This window comes from Streptomyces lateritius, assembly GCF_014649715.1.
In the GTDB taxonomy this organism is placed as follows: domain Bacteria; phylum Actinomycetota; class Actinomycetes; order Streptomycetales; family Streptomycetaceae; genus Streptomyces; species Streptomyces lateritius.
Genome location: NZ_BMTO01000015.1, coordinates 25,661 through 42,888, shown reverse-complemented (window position 1 = coordinate 42,888; position 17,228 = coordinate 25,661). Strand labels below are relative to the sequence as shown.

Genomic DNA, 17,228 nt, shown 5'->3' with positions numbered 1-17,228 from the left:
GCCCGCCAGAGTCGGGCCGGAGAGGGGCGCTGCGTGTCACTTTCCGGATCCGACTCACTCGTTCGGGTGACAGATATCGACGGAACGTTTCCGGTTGGTCTTTAGGTAGGGTAATGAGTTACGCTAAGGAACATGCCTGACCTGTCCCACGGGACCGCCGACGACGCCGCGGCCGTGAACGCGCTCCGCTCCTCCGTCATGCGACTGAGCCGACGCCTCAAGCACCAGCGCGTCGACGAGTCGCTGAGCCCGACCGAGATGTCGGTGCTCGGCACTCTGGCGCTCTGCGGCTCCGCCACCCCCGGCGAGCTCGCCCGCAAGGAGCACGTCCAGCCGCCGTCGATGACCCGTATCGTCGCGCTGCTCGAGGCCAAGGGACTGGTCCGTCTCGAGCCGCACCCCGACGACCGCCGGCAGAAGGTCGTCAGCCCGACCGAGCAGGCCGAAGCCATGCTCGAAGAGTCCCGCCGCAAGCGGAACGCCTGGCTGGCGACGCTCGCCGAGGGGCTGGACGAGGACGAGTGGGCCAAGCTGCGCGCGGCCGCCCCGGTCCTGGAGAAACTCGCCCATCTGTAGAGACCGACGCCGAGGAGGCGACGCACTTTGAGTACGGGACCCGGAGCAGACTCCGCACCCGTCCACAAACCCGATACCCACACCCGCGGGCGGGGAGAAACCTTCTCCTCACTCCGCATACGCAATTACCGGCTGTTCTTCACCGGAGCGATCGTCTCCAACACCGGTACGTGGATGGCCCGGATCACGCAGGACTGGCTGGTGCTGAGCCTCACCGGCTCCGCCGCCGCCGTGGGCATCACCACGGCGCTGCAGTTCCTTCCGATGCTGCTGTTCGGTCTGTACGGCGGTGTCCTCGCCGACCGCTACCCGAAACGGCGCATCCTCCTCATCAGCCAGGCCGCCCTCGGCCTGTGCGGACTCGCGCTCGCCGTCCTCACCCTCTCCGGCCACATCCAGGTCTGGCACGTCTACCTGGTCGCCTTCCTGCTCGGCATGGTCACCGTCGTCGACAACCCGACCCGGCAGTCCTTCGTCTCCGAGATGGTCGGCCCCGGCCAGCTGCGCAACGCCGTCTCGCTGAACTCCGCGAACTTCCAGTCGGCCCGGCTGATCGGCCCGGCGGTCGCCGGTCTGCTGATCGCCACCGTCGGCAGCGGATGGTCGTTCCTGCTCAACGGCCTGTTCTTCCTCGCCCCGCTCACCGGACTGCTGCTGATGCGGCCCGCCGAGTTCCACAAGGTGGAGCGCGCGCCGCGCGGCAAGGGACAGCTGCGGGAGGGGCTGCGGTACGTGGCCGGGCGGCCGGACCTGATCTGGCCGATCGTCCTCGTGGGCTTCGTCGGCACCTTCGGGTTCAACTTCCCCATCTGGCTCACCGCCTTCGCGGACGACATCTTCCACGTCGGCGCCGGCACCTACGGCTTCCTGAACACCCTGATGGCGGCCGGCTCGCTCGCGGGCGCGCTGCTCGCCGCCCGGCGGGGCAGCTCGCGGCTGAGGATGCTGGTGGGCGCGGCGGTCGCCTTCGGCGTGCTGGAGATCGCGGCGGCGCTCTCGCCGTCGTTCTGGCTCTTCGCGCTGCTGCTCGTGCCGATCGGCATGTTCGGCCTGACGGTCAACATCACCGCCAACTCCGCCGTCCAGCTGGCGACGGACCCCGCGATGCGGGGCCGGGTCATGAGTCTCTACATGATGGTCTTCGCCGGCGGCACCCCGATCGGCGCCCCGCTGCTCGGCTGGATCACCGACACCTACGGCCCCCGGATCGGCTTCGCCACCGGCGGCGTGATCTCCCTCGCGGCGGCCGGCGTCGTCGGCCTCGTCCTGGCCCGGGTCGGCGGTCTGAAGATGGCCTTCGGCTGGCACCACGGCCACCCGCGGGTCCGCCTCGTGGAGCGCGAGACGCGCGAGCGCCTGGCGACGGCGGCGTAACGCGATCTTCCGGTCCCCCGGGGCGGGCGGGCACACCGCCCACCCGCCTCCGGGGCGCGGCGTCAGACGCGCTGTTCGAGCACCTGGCCCGGCCAGTCGCCCACCGTGAACGGCTCGGTCCGCGTGAAGCCCTGGCGCTCGTAGTACGCCACGAACCGGCCCCCGCTGCCCGCGAAGCAGTCCACCCGCAGCAGCGAGACACCCTGGCGGCGGGTCTCCTCGACCGCGTGGGCCAGCAGCGCCGCCCCCACCCCCCGGCCGTGGAACCGCGCGTCCGTCGCCAGCAGCCGGACGTACAGCTCCGGCTCGTCCACCCGCGCCACATGCGGACCCGGGTGGGGCGTCAGGGTGAGCGTGCCCGCCGGGACGCCGTCGATCTCGGCGATCCACGGGCTGCCCTCGACCACGGTCTCCTCGACCTGCCGCACCGCCTTCGGACGGGCGGACCACGGCTCCGTGCCCCACTGGTCGGTGACGCCCCGCTCGTTCAGCCAGACCACCGCGCTGTCCAGCATCGCGAGTATCGCGGGGACGTCGTCCGCCGCGCCCTTCCTGATCTTCATCCCGGTGTCCATCCCGCCGAGGGTAGAAGGGGTGCCACACTCGCGCCATGAGGCTTTTCGCTGCCGTGCTGCCGCCCGAGGAGCAGCAGACCGAACTCGCCCAGGCCGTCGACCGCCTGGTCCGCCTGCCGGGCGCCGAGCGGCTGCGCTGGACCTCGCGGCCGGGCTGGCACTTCACCCTCGCGTTCATGGGGGAGGTCGACGAGGAGCTGCTCCCCGACCTCCACGCGCGCCTCGGCCGGGCCGCCCGGCGCACCGACCCCTTCCCGCTCCGCCTCCACGGCGGCGGCCACTTCGGCCGGCGCGCGCTGTGGGTGGGGGCCGCCGGGGGCATCGACACGCTGCGGCTGCTCGCCGAGCGCGTCGACGCCGCCGCCCGCCGGGCGGGCGTGGCGATGGACGAGCACCGCCGCTACCAGGCCCACCTCACCGTCGCCCGGGCCCGCCACGACACGGACCTGCGCCCCTTCCTCGCCGAGCTGGACCGGTTCGAGGGCCGCCGCTGGCAGGTCGCCGAGCTGGCCCTCGTCCGCAGCCGCCTCCCGGGGAGCGGCGTGCCGGGGGAACAGCCGCGGTACGAGACGGTCGGCGCCTGGCCTCTGGGAGGGGCGGGTTAACCTCGAAGGGTGGACCCCAAAACCCGTAACCGGATCATGGCCGGTGTGCTCGTCCTGATGTTCGCGATCGTCGCGGTGGCGTCGGTGGTCGGTCAGTAGACGCCGCCCGCCCCGCCCGCCCTGCCCGCGGCGGTGGCCGGGTCAGCCGGCGGGCGCCGTCATGATCACGCGTACCTCGCTGACGCGGTAGCCGCCCCGGCGGAAGGCGTTCGCCATCGGGACGTTGGTGGAGTCCGTCGTGGCGGTGATCCGTCGCGCCCCCTCGCCCGCGTGGAAGCGGGTGATCTCGCCGAGCACGTCGTCGATGTAGCGCTGTCCGCGCAGCTCGGGGACGACGCCGAGGTAGCCGACGTTCGGCCCGTACGGAGTGCGGGAGGGGATGGCGAAACCGGCGAGGCGGCCGTCCGGGGTGTGGGCGAGCCGCCACCACTCCCGCTTGCCCGGGCAGCTCAGGTAGAACGCGAGGTCGCCGCGGGCGGCCTCCTCCTCGCCCTCGGCGGCGACGGTGGCGACGGTCTCACTGTCCAGGCTGCCGCGCGAGACCTGCCGGAACACCTCCACGAACGCCTCGTCGTCGGGTTCGGCGGTGAACACCAGCCGGTCCGACGGCTCCGGCGTGCCGTTCTCCGGGGCCCACTCGAATCGGAGCCGTTCCATCCGCTCGCCCAGGCCGGCGCGCCGGGCGGCCTCCTCGCGCCAGCCGACCGCGGCGGCCCGGCTCTCCTCGTCGCTGTCGTCCTGCGGAAGCATGATGTTGTACTGGGGCGGCTTGGCCGCTCCCCGTTCCGCGAACTCCGCGTGGGCGGCGGTGAGCAGCTCGGCGGCGAGCGCGGCCGGGTCGGCGACCGAGGCGTGCGCGGACAGGCAGTCCAGGGCGAGCGGGTGCGCGCTGTCGGAGCGGCCCCACCACACGGCGCGCGCGAGGATCCGGCCGTCCTCCTCGGCGAGCCAGGTCCACTCGGGGCGGAACTGCCGGGCCGCCGTCTCCTCGCGGTAGCGGTCGGCGTCCATCCAGAGGACGGGCTCCTTGACGTCCCAGGCGAGGACGGCGCCCAGGTCGGTCTCGGTCATCGGGCGGTGGTGCATCGGGCCTCCGGGGGGTGAAAGGCGCAACTCTGCCATCACCTACGGGAGTAGGGGAGCCGGGTCTTGCTTGGAGCGCGCTCCATCGAGTTGGCTGACGGACCATGGAGTACACACAGCTCGGACGTACGGGACTCAAGGTCAGCCGTCTGGTGCTCGGCACCATGAACTTCGGCCCGCAGACGAATGAGGCGGACAGTCACGCCATCATGGACGCGGCGCTGGACGCGGGTCTGAACTTCTTCGACTCGGCCAACGTCTACGGATGGGGCGAGAACAAGGGCCGCACCGAGGAGATCATCGGAAGCTGGTTCGCGGGCGGCGGGGACCGCCGCGACAAGGTGGTCCTGGCCACCAAGGTCTACGGCAACATGGCCGCCGACGGGGACGCGTGGCCCAACCACGACCGGCTCTCGGCCCTCAACATCCGCCGGGCCGTGGAGGGTTCGCTCAAGCGGCTCGGCACGGACTACATCGACCTCTACCAGTTCCACCACATCGACCGCCACACCCCCTTCGAGGAGATCTGGCAGGCCGTCGACGTCCTGATCCAGCAGGGGAAGATCCTCTACGCCGGTTCGTCGAACTTCCCCGGCTACAAGATCGCCCAGGCGAACGAGACCGCGGCCCGGCGCGGGACGGTCGGGCTCGTCAGCGAGCAGTGCCTCTACAACCTCGTCGAGCGCCGTGCCGAGATGGAGGTCGTCCCGGCCGCGCGCGACTACGGCCTGGGGGTCATCCCCTGGTCCCCGCTGCACGGCGGCCTGCTCGGCGGCGTCATCAGGAAGGAGACCGAGGGCGGCCGGCGGGCCACGGGCCGTGCGGCCGAGGCGCTGGCCGACCCGGCCATGCGGTCCCGGCTCCAGGCGTACGAGGACCTTCTCGACAAGCACGGCCTGGCGCCCGGGGAGGCGGCCCTGGCGTGGCTGCTCACCCGGCCCGGCGTCACCGGTCCGATCGTCGGCCCTCGTACGGCGGAGCAGCTGGAGAGCGCCCTGCGCGCGCTGGAGCTCGAGCTGAGCGAGGAGTTGCTGGCCTCCCTCGACGAGATCTTCCCGGGCCCGGGCCCGTCCCCGGAGGCGTTCGCCTGGTGAGGCGGCTCGGCCGGCGGACGGGGCGCCCGGCCGGCTGACGGGCTGGGCGGCCTAGGGGGTGCCCAGCCAGCTCGTCGCGTCCAGCCGGTACGTCGTCTCCGCGGGTACGACGGTCCGCAGGGCCGCCTCCATGTCCCGGACCCGCGCCGGGCCGAGGGTCGCGGCCCACTCCGCGCGCAGCTCGTCGAAGACGGCGGCGGAGCGGGCCAGGGCGTCGTCACCGCGCGGGGTGAGGCGGACGAGCTTGCGGCGGGCGTCCGCGGGGTCGTCGGCGCGCTCCGCGTACCCGAGGGCGAGGAGCCGGTCGACGGTCTTGCCGGCCGCCTGCTTGGAGACGCCGAGGCGCCGCCCGATGTCGCTGGCGGTGGCGCCCTCGACCCCGATGGCCTGCATGGCGAAACCGTGGGCCGGGCGGAGGCCGGGGTGGCCCTGGCGGGCGAGTTCGGCGTGGAGCCGGTCGATGAGGGTGCGGAAGCCGGCGAAGAGGAGCAGAGGCAGCTCATATCCCTTGCCAGGATCGACAACCTGGTTTACTTTCTTCCCATCACCATGGTCAACCATGTTGTCGATTCTATTCCACGCACCCGGGAGATGCCTTGCCCCAGGAGACCCACCAGACCCACGAGCCCCAGGGCCTGACCGCCCGTACGGCCAACGCCGTAGCCCTCTTGAAAGAGTCCCCGCACACCCTCGACGGGTTCCTCAAGCTCAGCGAGATCTTCGAGTCCACGACCCTGGACGCCCACTCCCGCGAGACCGTCATCCTGACCGTCGCCGCCCGCAACCAGTGCCACCTGTGCGTCGACATGCACGAGGCGAAGCTCGCCGCGCTGGGCCCGGTCGCGGACCGCGAACGCCTGGAGGCGGTAAGGAACTTCACCCTCCAGGCCCTCGCGTCCTCGGGCGCGGTGACGGACGCCGAGCTGGACGCCTTCTACGCCCACGGCTACACGCGCCGGAACGCCCTCGAAGTCGTCCTCGGCATCGGTACGTACACGGTCTCGACCTTCGCGAACCGGCTCACCCGCGCGGCCTGACCCGCGCGGCCCGGGGCACGAGACACCCCTAGCCGTCCAGCGTGCCGCTCGATCCGTCGCCCGAGCCGGAGTTCCGGTTCGTGCTCCCCGAACGGCGGACCAGCTCACCCGCCCCCAGCGTCACGGCGGCCACCGCGCGCACCCAGCGCGGGCCGCCCCGTGACGCCCAGACGACGCAGGCGCACCCGGCGAGGGCGAGTACGAGGATGCCGGACAAGACGAACACGGTCATGATCGTCCCCCTTCTTCGTTGCGGTCCCCGCCATCCTCTCAGTAGCGCACCGCGAAGCGCGCTGACAGCCCGGGCGGCCGGCTGTCAGCGCGCGGCAAGGGGGCTGCCAGGCGGGTTCGGCACCGTCATGTCCATCGAGAACGACGCCCCGCCGGACCAGGAGGAACCCACCGTGAACGCCCACCTCGCCGCCGTCATGCAGCTCCCTCTGACACCGAGGCCGACACGGCGGCGCCAAGTGCTCCGGCTCGCACGCCGGAGCTGCTGCCGTTGCGCCCCGCTGTCGAGGGACCTCCCGCATGTCCCTCGCCCCCGGCGTGAAGAGACCTCACATGCGAGCAGAGCGTCGAGCGGGTGCCGAAGAGGCCGCACGTCCGGTGGTGAGCGTCCGTGGTGGCGGACCGGCCCGAGCGTGGAAGGCGGCGACGATACGGACGGCCGTGTGCGTGGTGGTGGCCGCGCTCCTCGCGGTGGCGGCCGCGCCGCCCCCGACAGCCGCGAGCCCCGCGCCCCCCGCCATCCCCGCGAAGATCCCGACCGTCTTCCTCGGCGACGCCTCGATCGGCGGATACGGCATCGCGCCCGTGGACCAGAACGCGCTGCTCTGCGTCCGGGCGGAGGAGAATCTGCCGGACGTGATCGAGGACCAGCTCGCCGACCAGTCGATCCTCCTCGACATCACGGCGGACGTGTCCTGTGCGGGCGCCGCGCTCCACCACGTCTGGGAGGAGCAGGACCTCGGCGGCGGCATGACGGCGGTGCCGCAGAAGCGGGCGCTGAAGAAGGAGACGCGGCTGGTGGTCGCGTCCCTGGGAGCCGGGACGGCCGGTCTCGGGCAGGTCCTGAAGCAGTGCTCGGCGCGGCTGCGCGGGACGGAGGGGGCGCATCTGCCGGACGCGCCGGTGGACCCGGACTCGCCCGCCCGGCAGTGCCGTTCGTACTTCACGGCGGGCGCGGGCAAGGCCTGGCTCGCGGGCCGCTTCGAGCGCACGGAGAAGGACCTCGACAAGCTCTTCTCGGAGATCGGCGGCGAGTCCCCGTCGGCGGACACGGTCCTGGTCGGCTATCCCCGGCTCGTCCCGAAGGACCGCACGCGCTGCCGCGCAACCCTCCCGGACGGCGGCAGTCCCCTCGCGGACGTTCCGGAGGAGGCGTGGGACCTCCTCGACGAGAAGGTCCAGGCCCCGCTCAACACACTGATGGCGAAGGCGTCGAAGCGTCACGGCGCGCACTTCGTCGACCTCTACGCGGCGACGGGCGGGACGACGGCGTGCGACGGCACGGACCGTGGCGTGGGGGGCCTGCTGGAGCCCTCGGGGGTGACGCTCCTTCACCAGAGGCTTCCCTGGTACCTCTGGGCGAACGAGACGGGCCGGGACGGGAACGGCGACGCGGTCGCCCGGTCCATCGCGGCGATGTACGGCCACGGCCCGGCCTGAGGCCCTGTGGCCCTGAGGGCTGTGGGTCCCGTCCTACCGACGTTCTCCGTACGGGAAACCGACCCCCCACGCCTGGTGCATGGCGTCGGCGAAGGCGCCCGCCAGTTTGTGTTCGCCCGTCGGACCGGGGTGGGTGCCGTCATAGGTGTCCGTACGCAGGTCGTACGACTCCGGGGCCGACGCGAGCAGCAGCGGCGAGGCGGCCGTGTCCAGGTCCGCGACCGCCTTCGCGAGCAGCACGTTGAAGCGCGCGCACTCGGCGGCGAAGGGGGCGTCCGACTCGGCCCGCACGTTGGGGATCACCGGCAACAGCACGGCCCTGACGCGCGGGTTCGCCGCGCGGGCCGCGGCCACGAAGGCGCGGACGTTCGCGGCTGTCTGGTCGCTGTCGGTGTAGAAGCCGAGGTCTATCAGGCCCAGCGAGACCAGCAGCACGTCCGCCTCCGCCGTGGCGACCGCCTCGCCGATGAGCGGCGCCATGTGCAGCCAGCCCTCGCCCCAGCCGGCCAGATGACGCCGGGCCGGCGCGGGGAACGCCGGGTCGGCGTAGTCGTGCGAGAGGGGTGCGTCGGCGGCCGTGTCGTAGAGCGTGGTGCGCGGGCCGACGATCTCGTACCGTCCGGGCAGGGCCGATTCGAGGTGCCGCCACATCCGGTAGCGCCAGGTGTGGTCGCCGGCCCGTCCGATGGTGCAGCTGTCGCCGACGAACATGAAACGCATGGTGACCATCATCACCGACAGTGGCGGCGGCCTGCGACGTGATCCCCGACACGATGCCGGGACGAGGCAGATGCCGCACCGCCGTTCCGGCGGATCCCCCGACGGGGCACGCCGCCGTGGCGCCGGCGATCGAGCCCGGTGCCGGTGTGGCCCGGGGCGCCGCGACCGGCCCCATCCCCCCCGGCCGGGCGGGCCGCTTGGGGGCGGATCGCACCCTGTCACGGAGGCGGCTCCGACCGTCTCCGTGGCAGGCTTGAGCGCATGCGCTCGTTCCTGTACGCCTCCGGTGCCGCGGCCCTCGTCCTGCTCTGCGCCGCCGCGCCGGCCGGGGCCGCGGAGGCCGACCGGGACTTCACGGTCAAGGACTCCCGGATCACGGAGTCCAGTGGTCTCGCCGCCAGCCGCGCCCATCCCGGCGTCTACTGGACGCACAACGACCAGGACGCGCCGCTGATCTACGGCATCGACTCCCGCACCGGCGAGACGGTCGCGACGCTCACCATGAAGGGTGTCGGCACCCCTCGGGACATGGAGGCCGTCTCGGTCGGCCCGGACGGCGACATCTACGTCGGCGACATCGGCGACAACCGCGACGGCACGTGGGACCACGTCTGGATCTACCGCTTCCCCGAGCCGAAGGTCCTGAAGGACCAGACGGTCCAGGCCAGGCAGTACGACGTGAAGTACGCCGACGGGCCGCGCAACGCCGAGGCGCTGATGGTCCATCCGAAGACCGGCCGGGTGTACATCGCGAGCAAGAACGAGAACAGCGGCGGGCTCTACGCGGGACCCGAGCGGCTCTCGTCGGCCGGGACGAACGTCTTCCGGCGCGTCGACGACGTTCCCTGGGTGACGGACGGCGCCTTCTCGCCGGACGGTGAGCGGCTCGTCCTGCGCGGCTACTTCAGCGCCCGGTCCTACGCGTGGAAGGACGGCCGGCTCGGCGACGACGGCGAGTCCGTGGGGGCGCCCTTCCAGGGGCAGGCCGAGTCGGTGACGTACACGAAGGACGGATCGGCGCTGATGTTCGGTTCGGAGGGGAGGAACAGCCGGGTCGTGCGGGTGGAGGTGGAACGGGCGAAGCCTTCCGGCAGCGGCAGCGGCAGCGGCAGCGGCGGCCAGGGCCCGGCCCGGACCCCCGCCCCCTCCGGTGCGCCCGGGGACGGCGAGGGCGACACGGGCGGCTTCGGCCTCGGAGTCGTCGTCCTCGGTGTCGCCACCGCTGTCGTCATCGGCGGGAAGCGCCTCCTGCGCCGCGGCTGACGAGCACCTCGAAGCCGTCGAGGAGGCGTTCGAGCCCGAACGCGAAGTGGTCGGTCTCGGTGGAGAAGGTGTCGTCGGCCAGCGCCGCCATGAGCGGGTAGTCGCCGGAGGCCATCGCCCGTTCCAGATAGGGCTGTTGCCGTCGCCAGAACTCGGTGTCGCCGACGCCGGTCTCCCGTGCCGCCTCGGCGGTCTGGATCTCCATGCGGGCGAGCCCCGCGGCGTAGCTCTGCACCGTGATGATCACGGAGATCGTCTCGGGGTCGCTCAGCCCCATCCCGTGCGGCCCCTTCAGCCCCGAGAGGCACAGCTCCAGGCCGCGTAGCGCGCTCGGCCCGAGGAGCGAGCGGGCCTGGTTGACCTTCATCAGCCACGGGTGGGCCCGGTAGAGGTCGAGGGAGGAGCGGGCCAGCTTCGTGACCGTCTCGCGCCAGTGGGTGGGCGGCTCGGGGTCCTTCTCGAAGGACTCGCCCTGCACGCGGTCGAGCATCAGGTCGAGGAGTTCGGCCTTGCCGGGGACGTACCGGTACAGCGACATCGTGCCGACGCCCAGCTCCGCCGAGACCCGCCGCATGGACACCGCGTCGAGCCCCTCCGCGTCGGCGACGGCGACCGCGGCCGTGACGATCCGGTCCAGGGTGAGGCCGGGCTTGGGGCCTCGGCCGGGGCGTTCACCGGTGCCCCACAGGAGGTCCAGGCTGCTCGTCGTCGTCTCCTTCATGGCCTCACCTTAAAACTGAGTACACCGTACTCGTAATCGGGTACGGTGTACTCAGTTCCTGTCACGAGTGGAGGCCGATCCATGGACACACCCGCGGTACTCGCCGAAGGACTCCGCAAGCGCTACGGCGGCAGGACCCGGAAAGGGGGCGCCTTCGCTCTCGCCGGCTTCGACCTCGCCGTCAGCCCCGGCACCGTCCACGGCCTCCTCGGCCCCAACGGCGCCGGCAAGACCACCGCCGTGCGCGTCCTCGCCACGCTCCTGAAGTCCGACGGCGGTCGGGCCGAGGTCGCGGGACTCGACGTGGCCCGCGACCCGCGGGGCGTACGCGCCCGCATCGGCCTCGCCGGCCAGTACGCCGCCGTCGACGAGGGCCTCACGGGGCGGCAGAACCTGGACCTCTTCGGCCGCCTCTTCCACCTCGGCGCCCGCCGCGCCCGCGACCGGGCCACGGAACTCCTCGACCGCTTCGACCTCGCCGAGGCCGCGGACAAGGGGGCCGGCACCTACAGCGGCGGCATGCGCCGCCGCCTCGACCTGGCCGCCTCGATGATCCTCGCCCCCGACGTCCTCTTCCTCGACGAGCCGACCACCGGCCTGGATCCGCGTGGCCGAGGAGAGGTCTGGGACGCGGTCCGCACCCTGGTCGAGGGCGGCACGACCGTCCTGCTCACCACGCAGTACCTCGACGAGGCCGACCGGCTCGCCTCCCGGATCACCGTCATGGACCGGGGCCGGGCCATCGCCGACGACACGCCCGACGGCCTCAAGAACCGGGTCGGCGGCGACCGGATCGAGGTCGTCGTCACCGAACGCGCCGACCTCGCCGCCGCCCGCGAGATCGTCGCCCGCGTCGGGGACGGCGAACCGACGGTCGACGCGCCCGAACGGCGCCTCCACGCCCCCGTCACCGATCGCGTCGACGCCCTGACCGAGGTCGCCAGGTCCCTTCGGGACGAGCGGATCGTCGTCGAGGACATCGGACTGCGCCGCCCCAGCCTGGACGACGTGTTCCTGACCCTGACCGGCCACCGCACGGACGAGGAGAACCGATGACCACCGCCACCACGATGACCGCCACCGCCGCGCCCACCCCCGTGGACCTGACCCCCGACACCCGCCACGGCCGCGCCTACTGGGCCGTCGTCGACTGCTGGAACGTCGTCCGCCGCACCCTGCTCAACTACCGCCGCCAGCCCCTGGCCATCCTCTGGGTGCTCGGCTTCCCCATCGTCTCCGTGCTGCTCTACGGATTCGTCTTCGGCAGCGCGATGCGGGTACCGGGCGGCGGCGACTACCGGGAGTTCCTCATGCCCGGCATGTTCGCCACGACCATGGCCTTCGGCTTCATGAACACCGCCACCACCGTCGTCACGGATGTCGGCAAAGGTGTCGTGGACCGCTTCCGTTCCATGCCGATGGCCCCTTCCGCCGTCACCACCGGCCGGGGGGTCGCCGACCTCCTCGTCGCCACCGCCGAACTGACGATCCTCGCCGCGACCGCCCTCGCCATCGGCTGGAACTCAGACGGCGGCCTCCCCGCGACGCTGCTCGCCTTCGGCCTGCTGCTGCTCCTTCGCTTCAGCCTGATCTGGGTGGGCGTCTGGTGCGGGCTCGTCCTGCCGAACGCCGAGGCCGCGGGCGCGCTGTACGCCGTGATCTTCCCGCTCACGATGGTCTCCAGCGTGTACGTGGCGCCCAGCCTGATGCCCGCGTGGCTCGCGCCGGTCGCCGCGTGGAACCCGATCTCCTCGACCGTCACCGCGACCCGCGAACTCTTCGGGAACCCCGGGGCCGGCGGCGGCAGCTGGGTGGAGCAGAACGCCGTCCTGATGGCCTTCGTCTGGCCGCTGGCCATCACGGCGGTGTTCCTCCCGCTCGCGGTGCGCAGGTTCCAGGCCCTCAGTCGCTGACCTGCGCTCCTTCCCCCCGCGTCGACCCGGAGCACGGCCGGGTCGAGACTGGAGGAAGACCGGAGAGCCCGACGCGGGGAGAAGGATCGGGCGACGAGGCGTGGAGGAAACCATGACCGGATTCACTCGCGAGGACACTCCTGTCGCCATGGAGGGCGGCGGTCTGGACTTCCGTATGCAGGAGGCCGGAGGCGACATGACCGTCGCCTTCCTCCACCTTCCCCGGGGAACCGACATGGCGCCGGCGCTCAAGGGCCTGGAGGACGACCTGTGCCAGTGCCCCCACTGGGGTTATCTGCTCAAGGGCCGGATCCGGATGCGGACCGCTTCGGGCGAGGAGATCTACGAGGCCGGGCAGGCCTACTACTGGGGGCCGGGTCACGCCCCCGAGGCCCTGGAGGACGTCGACGTCGTGGAGTTCTCGCCGACCGCCGCGTTCAACGAGGTGATCGACCACGTGAAGGCGCAGGCGGGCTGAACCGCGCGGGCCACCGGCACGGGCGGGGAGACGGCGAAGGGCCCGGCATCGACCATGTCCGACGCCGGGCCCCCGTGCCCACGGGCGTTACAGCTTCTCGATCACGTAGTCGATGCAGGCCGTCAGCGCCTGCACGTCCGCCGGGTCGACCGCCGGGAACATCGCGATCCGCAGCTGGTTGCGGCCCAGCTTGCGGTACGGCTCGGTGTCCACGATGCCGTTGGCGCGCAGCGCCTTGGCGACCGCCGCCGCGTCGACCTCGTCGGAGAAGTCGATCGTGCCGATGACCTGGGAGCGCTTGGCCGCGTCCGTGACGAACGGCGTCGCGTACTTCGACTCCTCGGCCCAGCCGTACAGGTTCTGGGAGGACTCGCGGGTGCGGGCCACGGCCCAGTCCAGACCGCCCTGGCCGTTGATCCACTTCAGCTGCTCGTTGAGCAGGAAGAGGGTCGCGAGAGCCGGGGTGTTGTACGTCTGGTTCTTCAGGGAGTTGTCGATCGCCGTCGGGAGCGAGAAGAACTCCGGGATGTGACGGCCCGACTCGTGGATCCTCTTCGCCCGCTCCAGCGCGGCCGGGGAGAACGCCGCCAGCCACAGACCACCGTCGGCGGCGAACGACTTCTGGGGCGCGAAGTAGTAGACGTCCGACTCGGTGATGTCGACCGGGAGGCCGCCCGCACCGGAGGTCGCGTCGACCAGGACCAGCGCGCCCTCGTCGGCGCCCGCGACCCGCTTCACCGGGGCGGCGACACCGGTCGAGGTCTCGTTGTGGGTGAACGCGTAGACGTCGACGCCCGCCTCGGCCCGCGGCTCCGGGTGCGTACCCGGGTCGGAGGAGATCACGGTCGGCTCGGCCAGCCAGGGGGCCAGCTTCGCGGCCTTCGCGAACTTGGAGGAGAACTCGCCGAAGCTCAGGTGCTGCGACTTGTTCTCGATCAGCCCGTGGGTCGCGATGTCCCAGAAGGCGGTCGAACCGCCGTTGCCCAGGATCACCTCGTAGCCCTCGGGCAGGGAGAAGAGGTCACGCACTCCGGTGCGTACCTCGCCGACCAGGTTCTTGACCGGTGCCTGGCGGTGGGACGTACCGAGGAGGGAGGTGCCGGTGGCGGCCAGGGCGTCCAGCGCCTCCGTACGCACCTTGGAGGGGCCCGCGCCGAAACGGCCGTCGGCGGGCTTGATGTCAGCGGGAATCCGGATCTCAGCCACGAGGCGGAGCGTATCCGGTCGGAAGGGCCGACGGCGGACGATGTCCGCCGGATGAGACGACAGGTGAGACATCCTGACCTGGTGGGAAAACACGAAGAACACCACGAGGAGCATCGCGGGGAGCATCCGGAGCTGGCGGCGGCGCTGCGCGCGGCCCTGGCCGGAGACGTCGACTTCGGCGCCACGGCGCGGGCCCTGGCGACGATGGACGCGTCCAACTACCGCCGGGTGCCGCTGGGCGTGGTCGCCCCGCGCGACGCGGCGGACGTGGCGGCCGCCCTGTCCGTCTGCCGCTCGTTCGGGGTACCGGTGGTCGCCCGAGGCGGCGGCACCTCGATCGCGGGCCAGGCCACCGGCACCGGCGTCGTGCTCGACTTCACCCGCCACATGCGCGCGCTCGTCTCCCTCGACCCCGAGGCGCGCACGGCCGTCGTCCAGCCCGGCCTGGTCCTGGACCGGCTGCGCGAGGCCGCACGCCCGTACGGGCTCACCTTCGGCCCCGACCCCTCCACCCACAGCCGCTGCACCCTCGGCGGCATGATCGGCAACAACGCGTGCGGGGCGCACTCCGTGGCCTGGGGCACGACCGCCGACAACGTCCTCGGCCTCGACGTCCTCACCTACCGGGGGACGGAGCTGCGCCTCGGCCCCGACTGGCGGGGCGCCCCCGCCGGACTGCGCGACCTCGTCGACCGGAACCTCGCCGTCCTGCGGACGGGCTACCCGGCCGGCCTCCCGCGCCGGATCTCCGGCTACGCCCTCGACGCGCTGCTGCCGGAGCGGGGCGCGGACGTGGCCCGCTCCTGGTGCGGCAGCGAGGGGACGCTCGGCGTGCTGACCGAGGCGACCGTACGCCTGGTGAAGGCGCCGTCGGCGCCCGTCCTCGCCGTCCTCGGCTACCCGGACGAGACCGCGGCCGCCGACGCGGCGGCCGGGCTGCTGCCGTACGGGCCGCTGACGGTCGAGGGGATGGCGGACGACCTCGTGCCCGGCGCCGAGCGGAAGCTGCTCCCCCGGGGCGGCGCGTGGCTCTTCGTCGAGGCGGACGGGGAGAGCGCGGCGCGTGAGCTGGTCCGGGCGGCGGACGCGCTCGACGCGACCGTGGTGAGGGACCCGGCCGAGCGGCGGGCGCTCTGGCGGATCCGTGAGGACGCGGCCGGCACGGCGACCCGGATGCCCGGGGGCACCTCCCCGACGAGGTCCGGGGGAGGCGGCGAGGCCTGGCCGGGCTGGGAGGACTGCGCGGTGCCGCCGGCGCGCCTGGGGGCGTACCTGCGGGAGTTCCGGGCGCTGCTCGCCTCGTACGGCCTGCGGGGCACTCCGTACGGTCACTTCGGCGACGGCTGCATCCATGTCCGGATCGACTTCGACCTGTGGACGGACGCCGGTGTGGGCCGCTTCCGGGAGTTCTCCGAGGCGGTCGCGGACCTGGTCGTCGCCCACGGCGGATCGCTGTCGGGCGAGCACGGCGACGGAAAGGCGCGGGCCGAGCTGCTGCCGAAGATGTACGGACCCGAGCTGGTCGGCCTCTTCGGCGAGGTCAAGGACGTGTGGGATCCGGACGGCGGCCTGAACCCGGGGATCCTGGTGCGGCCCGAGCCGCTGGACTCGGGGCTGCGTTTCGAGGGGCTGCCCCTGGTCGTGCCCGAGGTGGCGCGGTGCGTCGGGGTCGCCAAGTGCCGGGTGGAGGGCCCGAGCGCGGGGCCGGGCGTGATGTGCCCTTCGTACCGCGCCACGGGGGAGGAACGTCACTCCACGCGGGGCCGGGCGCGGCTGCTGCACGAGATGGCCCTCGGGGAGGTCGTCACCGGCGGCTGGCGCTCCGAGGAGGTCCGCGAGGCGCTCGACCTGTGCCTCGCGTGCAAGGGCTGCCGCAGCGACTGCCCGGTGGGCGTCGACATGGCCGCGTACAAGGCCGAGTTCCTGCACCGGCACTACGAGGGCAGGCGGCGGCCGTGGTCGCACGTCACGATGGGCCGGCTGCCGCAGTGGCTGCGCTGGTTCGGCCCGGCACTCAACCTCGGCCGCGCCCTGCCCTTCGCCGCCCGTCTGGCGGGCGTCACTCCGGAGCGGGATCTTCCGCGCGTCGCGTCCCGGACGTTCGTCTCCTGGTTCGGCACGCGCCTGGAGACGCCTTCCGACGTGCTGCTGTGGCCCGACACCTTCACCAACCACCTCGCTCCGCACGTCGGCCGCTCGGCGGTACGGGTCCTGGAAGCGGCCGGGGTCCGGGTCGGGCTGCCGCCCGGCCGGGTGTGCTGCGGACTCACGTACGTCTCCACCGGACAGCTCGACCGGGCGCGCGCGGTCATGCGCTCCACCCTCGACGTCATGGCGGACGCGCCGGGACCGGTGGTCGTCCTCGAACCCTCCTGTGCGGCGACCCTGCGCACGGACCTGCCGGAACTCCTGCCCGACGACCCCCGGGCCCGCCGACTGGCCTCTTCCGTACGGACCTTCGCCCAGGCGATCGAGGAGTTCGCGCCGACGTGGGACCCGCCGCGCCTGGACCGCGAGGTGGTCGGCCAGACCCACTGCCACCAGCACGCGGTCCTCGGTGACACGGCCGAGCGGCGCCTGCGGGAGCGGGCGGGCCTGACCGGTGGGCTGAGCGGCGGCTGTTGCGGTCTGGCGGGCAACTTCGGCTTCGAGCCCGGTCACTACGAGGTGTCGGTGGCCTGCGCCGAGGACCAGCTCCTGCCGGCGCTGCGGTCCGCCGGTGAGGACGCGCTCGTCCTGGCCGACGGATTCTCCTGCCGTACGCAGATCGACCACCTGACGGACCGGCGGGGGCGGCACCTGGCGGAGGTCCTGGCGCAGGCGCTGCCGGCGCGCGAACCCTGAGGGCATGGACCCCGAGGGGAGTGGCCCCGTGTTGGCACGAAACCCGCGATCGGTGGCAGCGCGGCCAC

18 protein-coding genes are annotated in these 17,228 nt (G+C 72.6%); 11 read left to right on the top strand and 7 right to left on the bottom strand.

Going from position 1 to position 17,228, the window contains the following annotated elements:
* Window positions 1–132 precede the first annotated feature (132 nt).
* Together IE136_RS27110 and IE136_RS27105 are read left to right on the top strand one after the other, a co-directional pair.
* A complete protein-coding gene (locus tag IE136_RS27110; protein ID WP_158989016.1) occupies window positions 133–576 on the top strand; it encodes a MarR family winged helix-turn-helix transcriptional regulator in 444 nt (147 codons plus the stop codon).
* A 27-nt stretch (window positions 577–603) separates the two neighbouring features.
* Window positions 604–1,950 carry an MFS transporter gene (locus IE136_RS27105; RefSeq protein ID WP_158989018.1) on the top strand — a complete coding sequence of 449 codons (1,347 nt, stop codon included), beginning with the start codon at window positions 604–606 and terminating at the stop codon, window positions 1,948–1,950.
* 62 nt (window positions 1,951–2,012) lie between these two features.
* Here the strand turns inward: IE136_RS27105 and IE136_RS27100 are convergent, their stop codons facing one another.
* Window positions 2,013–2,525 (bottom strand): GNAT family N-acetyltransferase, encoded by a 513-nt coding sequence (locus IE136_RS27100; protein ID WP_229819199.1) that lies wholly within the window; start codon window positions 2,523–2,525, stop codon window positions 2,013–2,015.
* Window positions 2,526–2,560: 35 nt separating this feature from the next.
* Here IE136_RS27100 and thpR point away from each other — a divergent pair, with 35 nt between their 5' ends.
* Complete coding sequence (thpR, locus tag IE136_RS27095) at window positions 2,561–3,130, top strand: RNA 2',3'-cyclic phosphodiesterase (RefSeq protein ID WP_158989020.1); 570 nt, start codon at window positions 2,561–2,563, stop codon at window positions 3,128–3,130.
* Between the two features lie 141 nt (window positions 3,131–3,271).
* Here thpR and IE136_RS27090 read toward each other — a convergent pair whose 3' ends face one another.
* Entirely contained in the window at window positions 3,272–4,201 is a 930-nt protein-coding gene (locus tag IE136_RS27090) for a GNAT family N-acetyltransferase (RefSeq protein ID WP_198422482.1), read from the bottom strand.
* 116 nt (window positions 4,202–4,317) lie between these two features.
* On the opposite strand from IE136_RS27090, the gene IE136_RS27085 reads away from it, so the two are divergent.
* On the top strand, window positions 4,318–5,307 hold the full coding sequence (locus tag IE136_RS27085; RefSeq protein ID WP_158989024.1) for an aldo/keto reductase: 990 nt from the start codon (window positions 4,318–4,320) through the stop codon (window positions 5,305–5,307).
* Window positions 5,308–5,358: 51 nt separating this feature from the next.
* Here IE136_RS27085 and IE136_RS27080 read toward each other — a convergent pair whose 3' ends face one another.
* Entirely contained in the window at window positions 5,359–5,868 is a 510-nt protein-coding gene (locus tag IE136_RS27080) for a MarR family winged helix-turn-helix transcriptional regulator (protein WP_189601671.1), read from the bottom strand.
* Window positions 5,869–5,903: 35 nt separating this feature from the next.
* On the opposite strand from IE136_RS27080, the gene IE136_RS27075 reads away from it, so the two are divergent.
* Complete coding sequence (locus tag IE136_RS27075; protein ID WP_158989026.1) at window positions 5,904–6,344, top strand: carboxymuconolactone decarboxylase family protein; 441 nt, start codon at window positions 5,904–5,906, stop codon at window positions 6,342–6,344.
* A gap of 28 nt (window positions 6,345–6,372) precedes the next feature.
* On the opposite strand, the gene IE136_RS27070 is transcribed toward IE136_RS27075, so the two are convergent.
* Window positions 6,373–6,576 (bottom strand): hypothetical protein, encoded by a 204-nt coding sequence (locus IE136_RS27070; RefSeq protein ID WP_189601670.1) that lies wholly within the window; start codon window positions 6,574–6,576, stop codon window positions 6,373–6,375.
* Between the two features lie 332 nt (window positions 6,577–6,908).
* Between IE136_RS27070 and IE136_RS27065 the strand changes: the two genes are divergently transcribed.
* The gene (locus IE136_RS27065) at window positions 6,909–8,015 is read left to right on the top strand and encodes an SGNH/GDSL hydrolase family protein (protein WP_229819196.1); all 1,107 of its coding nucleotides are present in this window, start codon (window positions 6,909–6,911) and stop codon (window positions 8,013–8,015) included.
* A 33-nt stretch (window positions 8,016–8,048) separates the two neighbouring features.
* Here the strand turns inward: IE136_RS27065 and IE136_RS27060 are convergent, their stop codons facing one another.
* Window positions 8,049–8,735, bottom strand: coding sequence for a GDSL-type esterase/lipase family protein (locus IE136_RS27060; protein WP_158989030.1), 687 nt, complete (start codon window positions 8,733–8,735; stop codon window positions 8,049–8,051).
* A gap of 261 nt (window positions 8,736–8,996) precedes the next feature.
* Between IE136_RS27060 and IE136_RS27055 the strand changes: the two genes are divergently transcribed.
* Window positions 8,997–9,998 (top strand): WD40 repeat domain-containing protein, encoded by a 1,002-nt coding sequence (locus IE136_RS27055; RefSeq protein WP_158989032.1) that lies wholly within the window; start codon window positions 8,997–8,999, stop codon window positions 9,996–9,998.
* On the opposite strand, the gene IE136_RS27050 is transcribed toward IE136_RS27055, so the two are convergent.
* A complete protein-coding gene (locus tag IE136_RS27050; RefSeq protein ID WP_158989034.1) occupies window positions 9,964–10,719 on the bottom strand; it encodes a TetR/AcrR family transcriptional regulator in 756 nt (251 codons plus the stop codon). The two genes, IE136_RS27055 and IE136_RS27050, sit on opposite strands and share 35 nt — an antisense overlap.
* An 81-nt stretch (window positions 10,720–10,800) precedes the next feature.
* On the opposite strand from IE136_RS27050, the gene IE136_RS27045 reads away from it, so the two are divergent.
* From IE136_RS27045 to IE136_RS27035, 3 genes are all read left to right on the top strand, one after another.
* Window positions 10,801–11,775 (top strand): ATP-binding cassette domain-containing protein, encoded by a 975-nt coding sequence (locus IE136_RS27045; protein WP_158989036.1) that lies wholly within the window; start codon window positions 10,801–10,803, stop codon window positions 11,773–11,775.
* A complete protein-coding gene (locus IE136_RS27040; protein ID WP_158989038.1) occupies window positions 11,772–12,632 on the top strand; it encodes an ABC transporter permease in 861 nt (286 codons plus the stop codon). Before IE136_RS27045 ends, IE136_RS27040 begins: the two co-directional genes overlap by 4 nt.
* 112 nt (window positions 12,633–12,744) lie before the next feature.
* Window positions 12,745–13,110 (top strand): cupin domain-containing protein, encoded by a 366-nt coding sequence (locus IE136_RS27035; RefSeq protein WP_158989040.1) that lies wholly within the window; start codon window positions 12,745–12,747, stop codon window positions 13,108–13,110.
* Window positions 13,111–13,197: 87 nt separating this feature from the next.
* Here the strand turns inward: IE136_RS27035 and serC are convergent, their stop codons facing one another.
* Complete coding sequence (gene serC / locus IE136_RS27030; protein ID WP_158989042.1) at window positions 13,198–14,316, bottom strand: phosphoserine transaminase; 1,119 nt, start codon at window positions 14,314–14,316, stop codon at window positions 13,198–13,200.
* A gap of 51 nt (window positions 14,317–14,367) precedes the next feature.
* Between serC and IE136_RS27025 the strand changes: the two genes are divergently transcribed.
* Window positions 14,368–17,160: an FAD-binding and (Fe-S)-binding domain-containing protein gene (locus tag IE136_RS27025; protein WP_189601669.1), complete on the top strand. Its 2,793-nt coding sequence runs from the start codon at window positions 14,368–14,370 to the stop codon at window positions 17,158–17,160.
* Window positions 17,161–17,228: the final 68 nt, after the last annotated feature.

What these genes read in the sequence shown, in the direction of transcription:
- IE136_RS27110 (WP_158989016.1), top strand. Translation starts at nt 133, where the DNA reads ATGCCTGACCTGTCCCACGGGACCGCCGACGACGCCGCGGCCGTGAAC.
- IE136_RS27100 (WP_229819199.1), bottom strand. Translation starts at nt 2,525, where the DNA reads ATGGACACCGGGATGAAGATCAGGAAGGGCGCGGCGGACGACGTCCCC.
- thpR (WP_158989020.1), top strand. Translation starts at nt 2,561, where the DNA reads ATGAGGCTTTTCGCTGCCGTGCTGCCGCCCGAGGAGCAGCAGACCGAA.
- IE136_RS27090 (WP_198422482.1), bottom strand. Translation starts at nt 4,201, where the DNA reads ATGACCGAGACCGACCTGGGCGCCGTCCTCGCCTGGGACGTCAAGGAG.
- IE136_RS27085 (WP_158989024.1), top strand. Translation starts at nt 4,318, where the DNA reads ATGGAGTACACACAGCTCGGACGTACGGGACTCAAGGTCAGCCGTCTG.
- IE136_RS27080 (WP_189601671.1), bottom strand. Translation starts at nt 5,868, where the DNA reads ATGGTTGACCATGGTGATGGGAAGAAAGTAAACCAGGTTGTCGATCCT.
- IE136_RS27070 (WP_189601670.1), bottom strand. Translation starts at nt 6,576, where the DNA reads ATGACCGTGTTCGTCTTGTCCGGCATCCTCGTACTCGCCCTCGCCGGG.
- IE136_RS27065 (WP_229819196.1), top strand. Translation starts at nt 6,909, where the DNA reads ATGCGAGCAGAGCGTCGAGCGGGTGCCGAAGAGGCCGCACGTCCGGTG.
- IE136_RS27060 (WP_158989030.1), bottom strand. Translation starts at nt 8,735, where the DNA reads ATGCGTTTCATGTTCGTCGGCGACAGCTGCACCATCGGACGGGCCGGC.
- IE136_RS27055 (WP_158989032.1), top strand. Translation starts at nt 8,997, where the DNA reads ATGCGCTCGTTCCTGTACGCCTCCGGTGCCGCGGCCCTCGTCCTGCTC.
- IE136_RS27050 (WP_158989034.1), bottom strand. Translation starts at nt 10,719, where the DNA reads ATGAAGGAGACGACGACGAGCAGCCTGGACCTCCTGTGGGGCACCGGT.
- IE136_RS27045 (WP_158989036.1), top strand. Translation starts at nt 10,801, where the DNA reads ATGGACACACCCGCGGTACTCGCCGAAGGACTCCGCAAGCGCTACGGC.
- IE136_RS27040 (WP_158989038.1), top strand. Translation starts at nt 11,772, where the DNA reads ATGACCACCGCCACCACGATGACCGCCACCGCCGCGCCCACCCCCGTG.
- IE136_RS27035 (WP_158989040.1), top strand. Translation starts at nt 12,745, where the DNA reads ATGACCGGATTCACTCGCGAGGACACTCCTGTCGCCATGGAGGGCGGC.
- IE136_RS27025 (WP_189601669.1), top strand. Translation starts at nt 14,368, where the DNA reads ATGAGACGACAGGTGAGACATCCTGACCTGGTGGGAAAACACGAAGAA.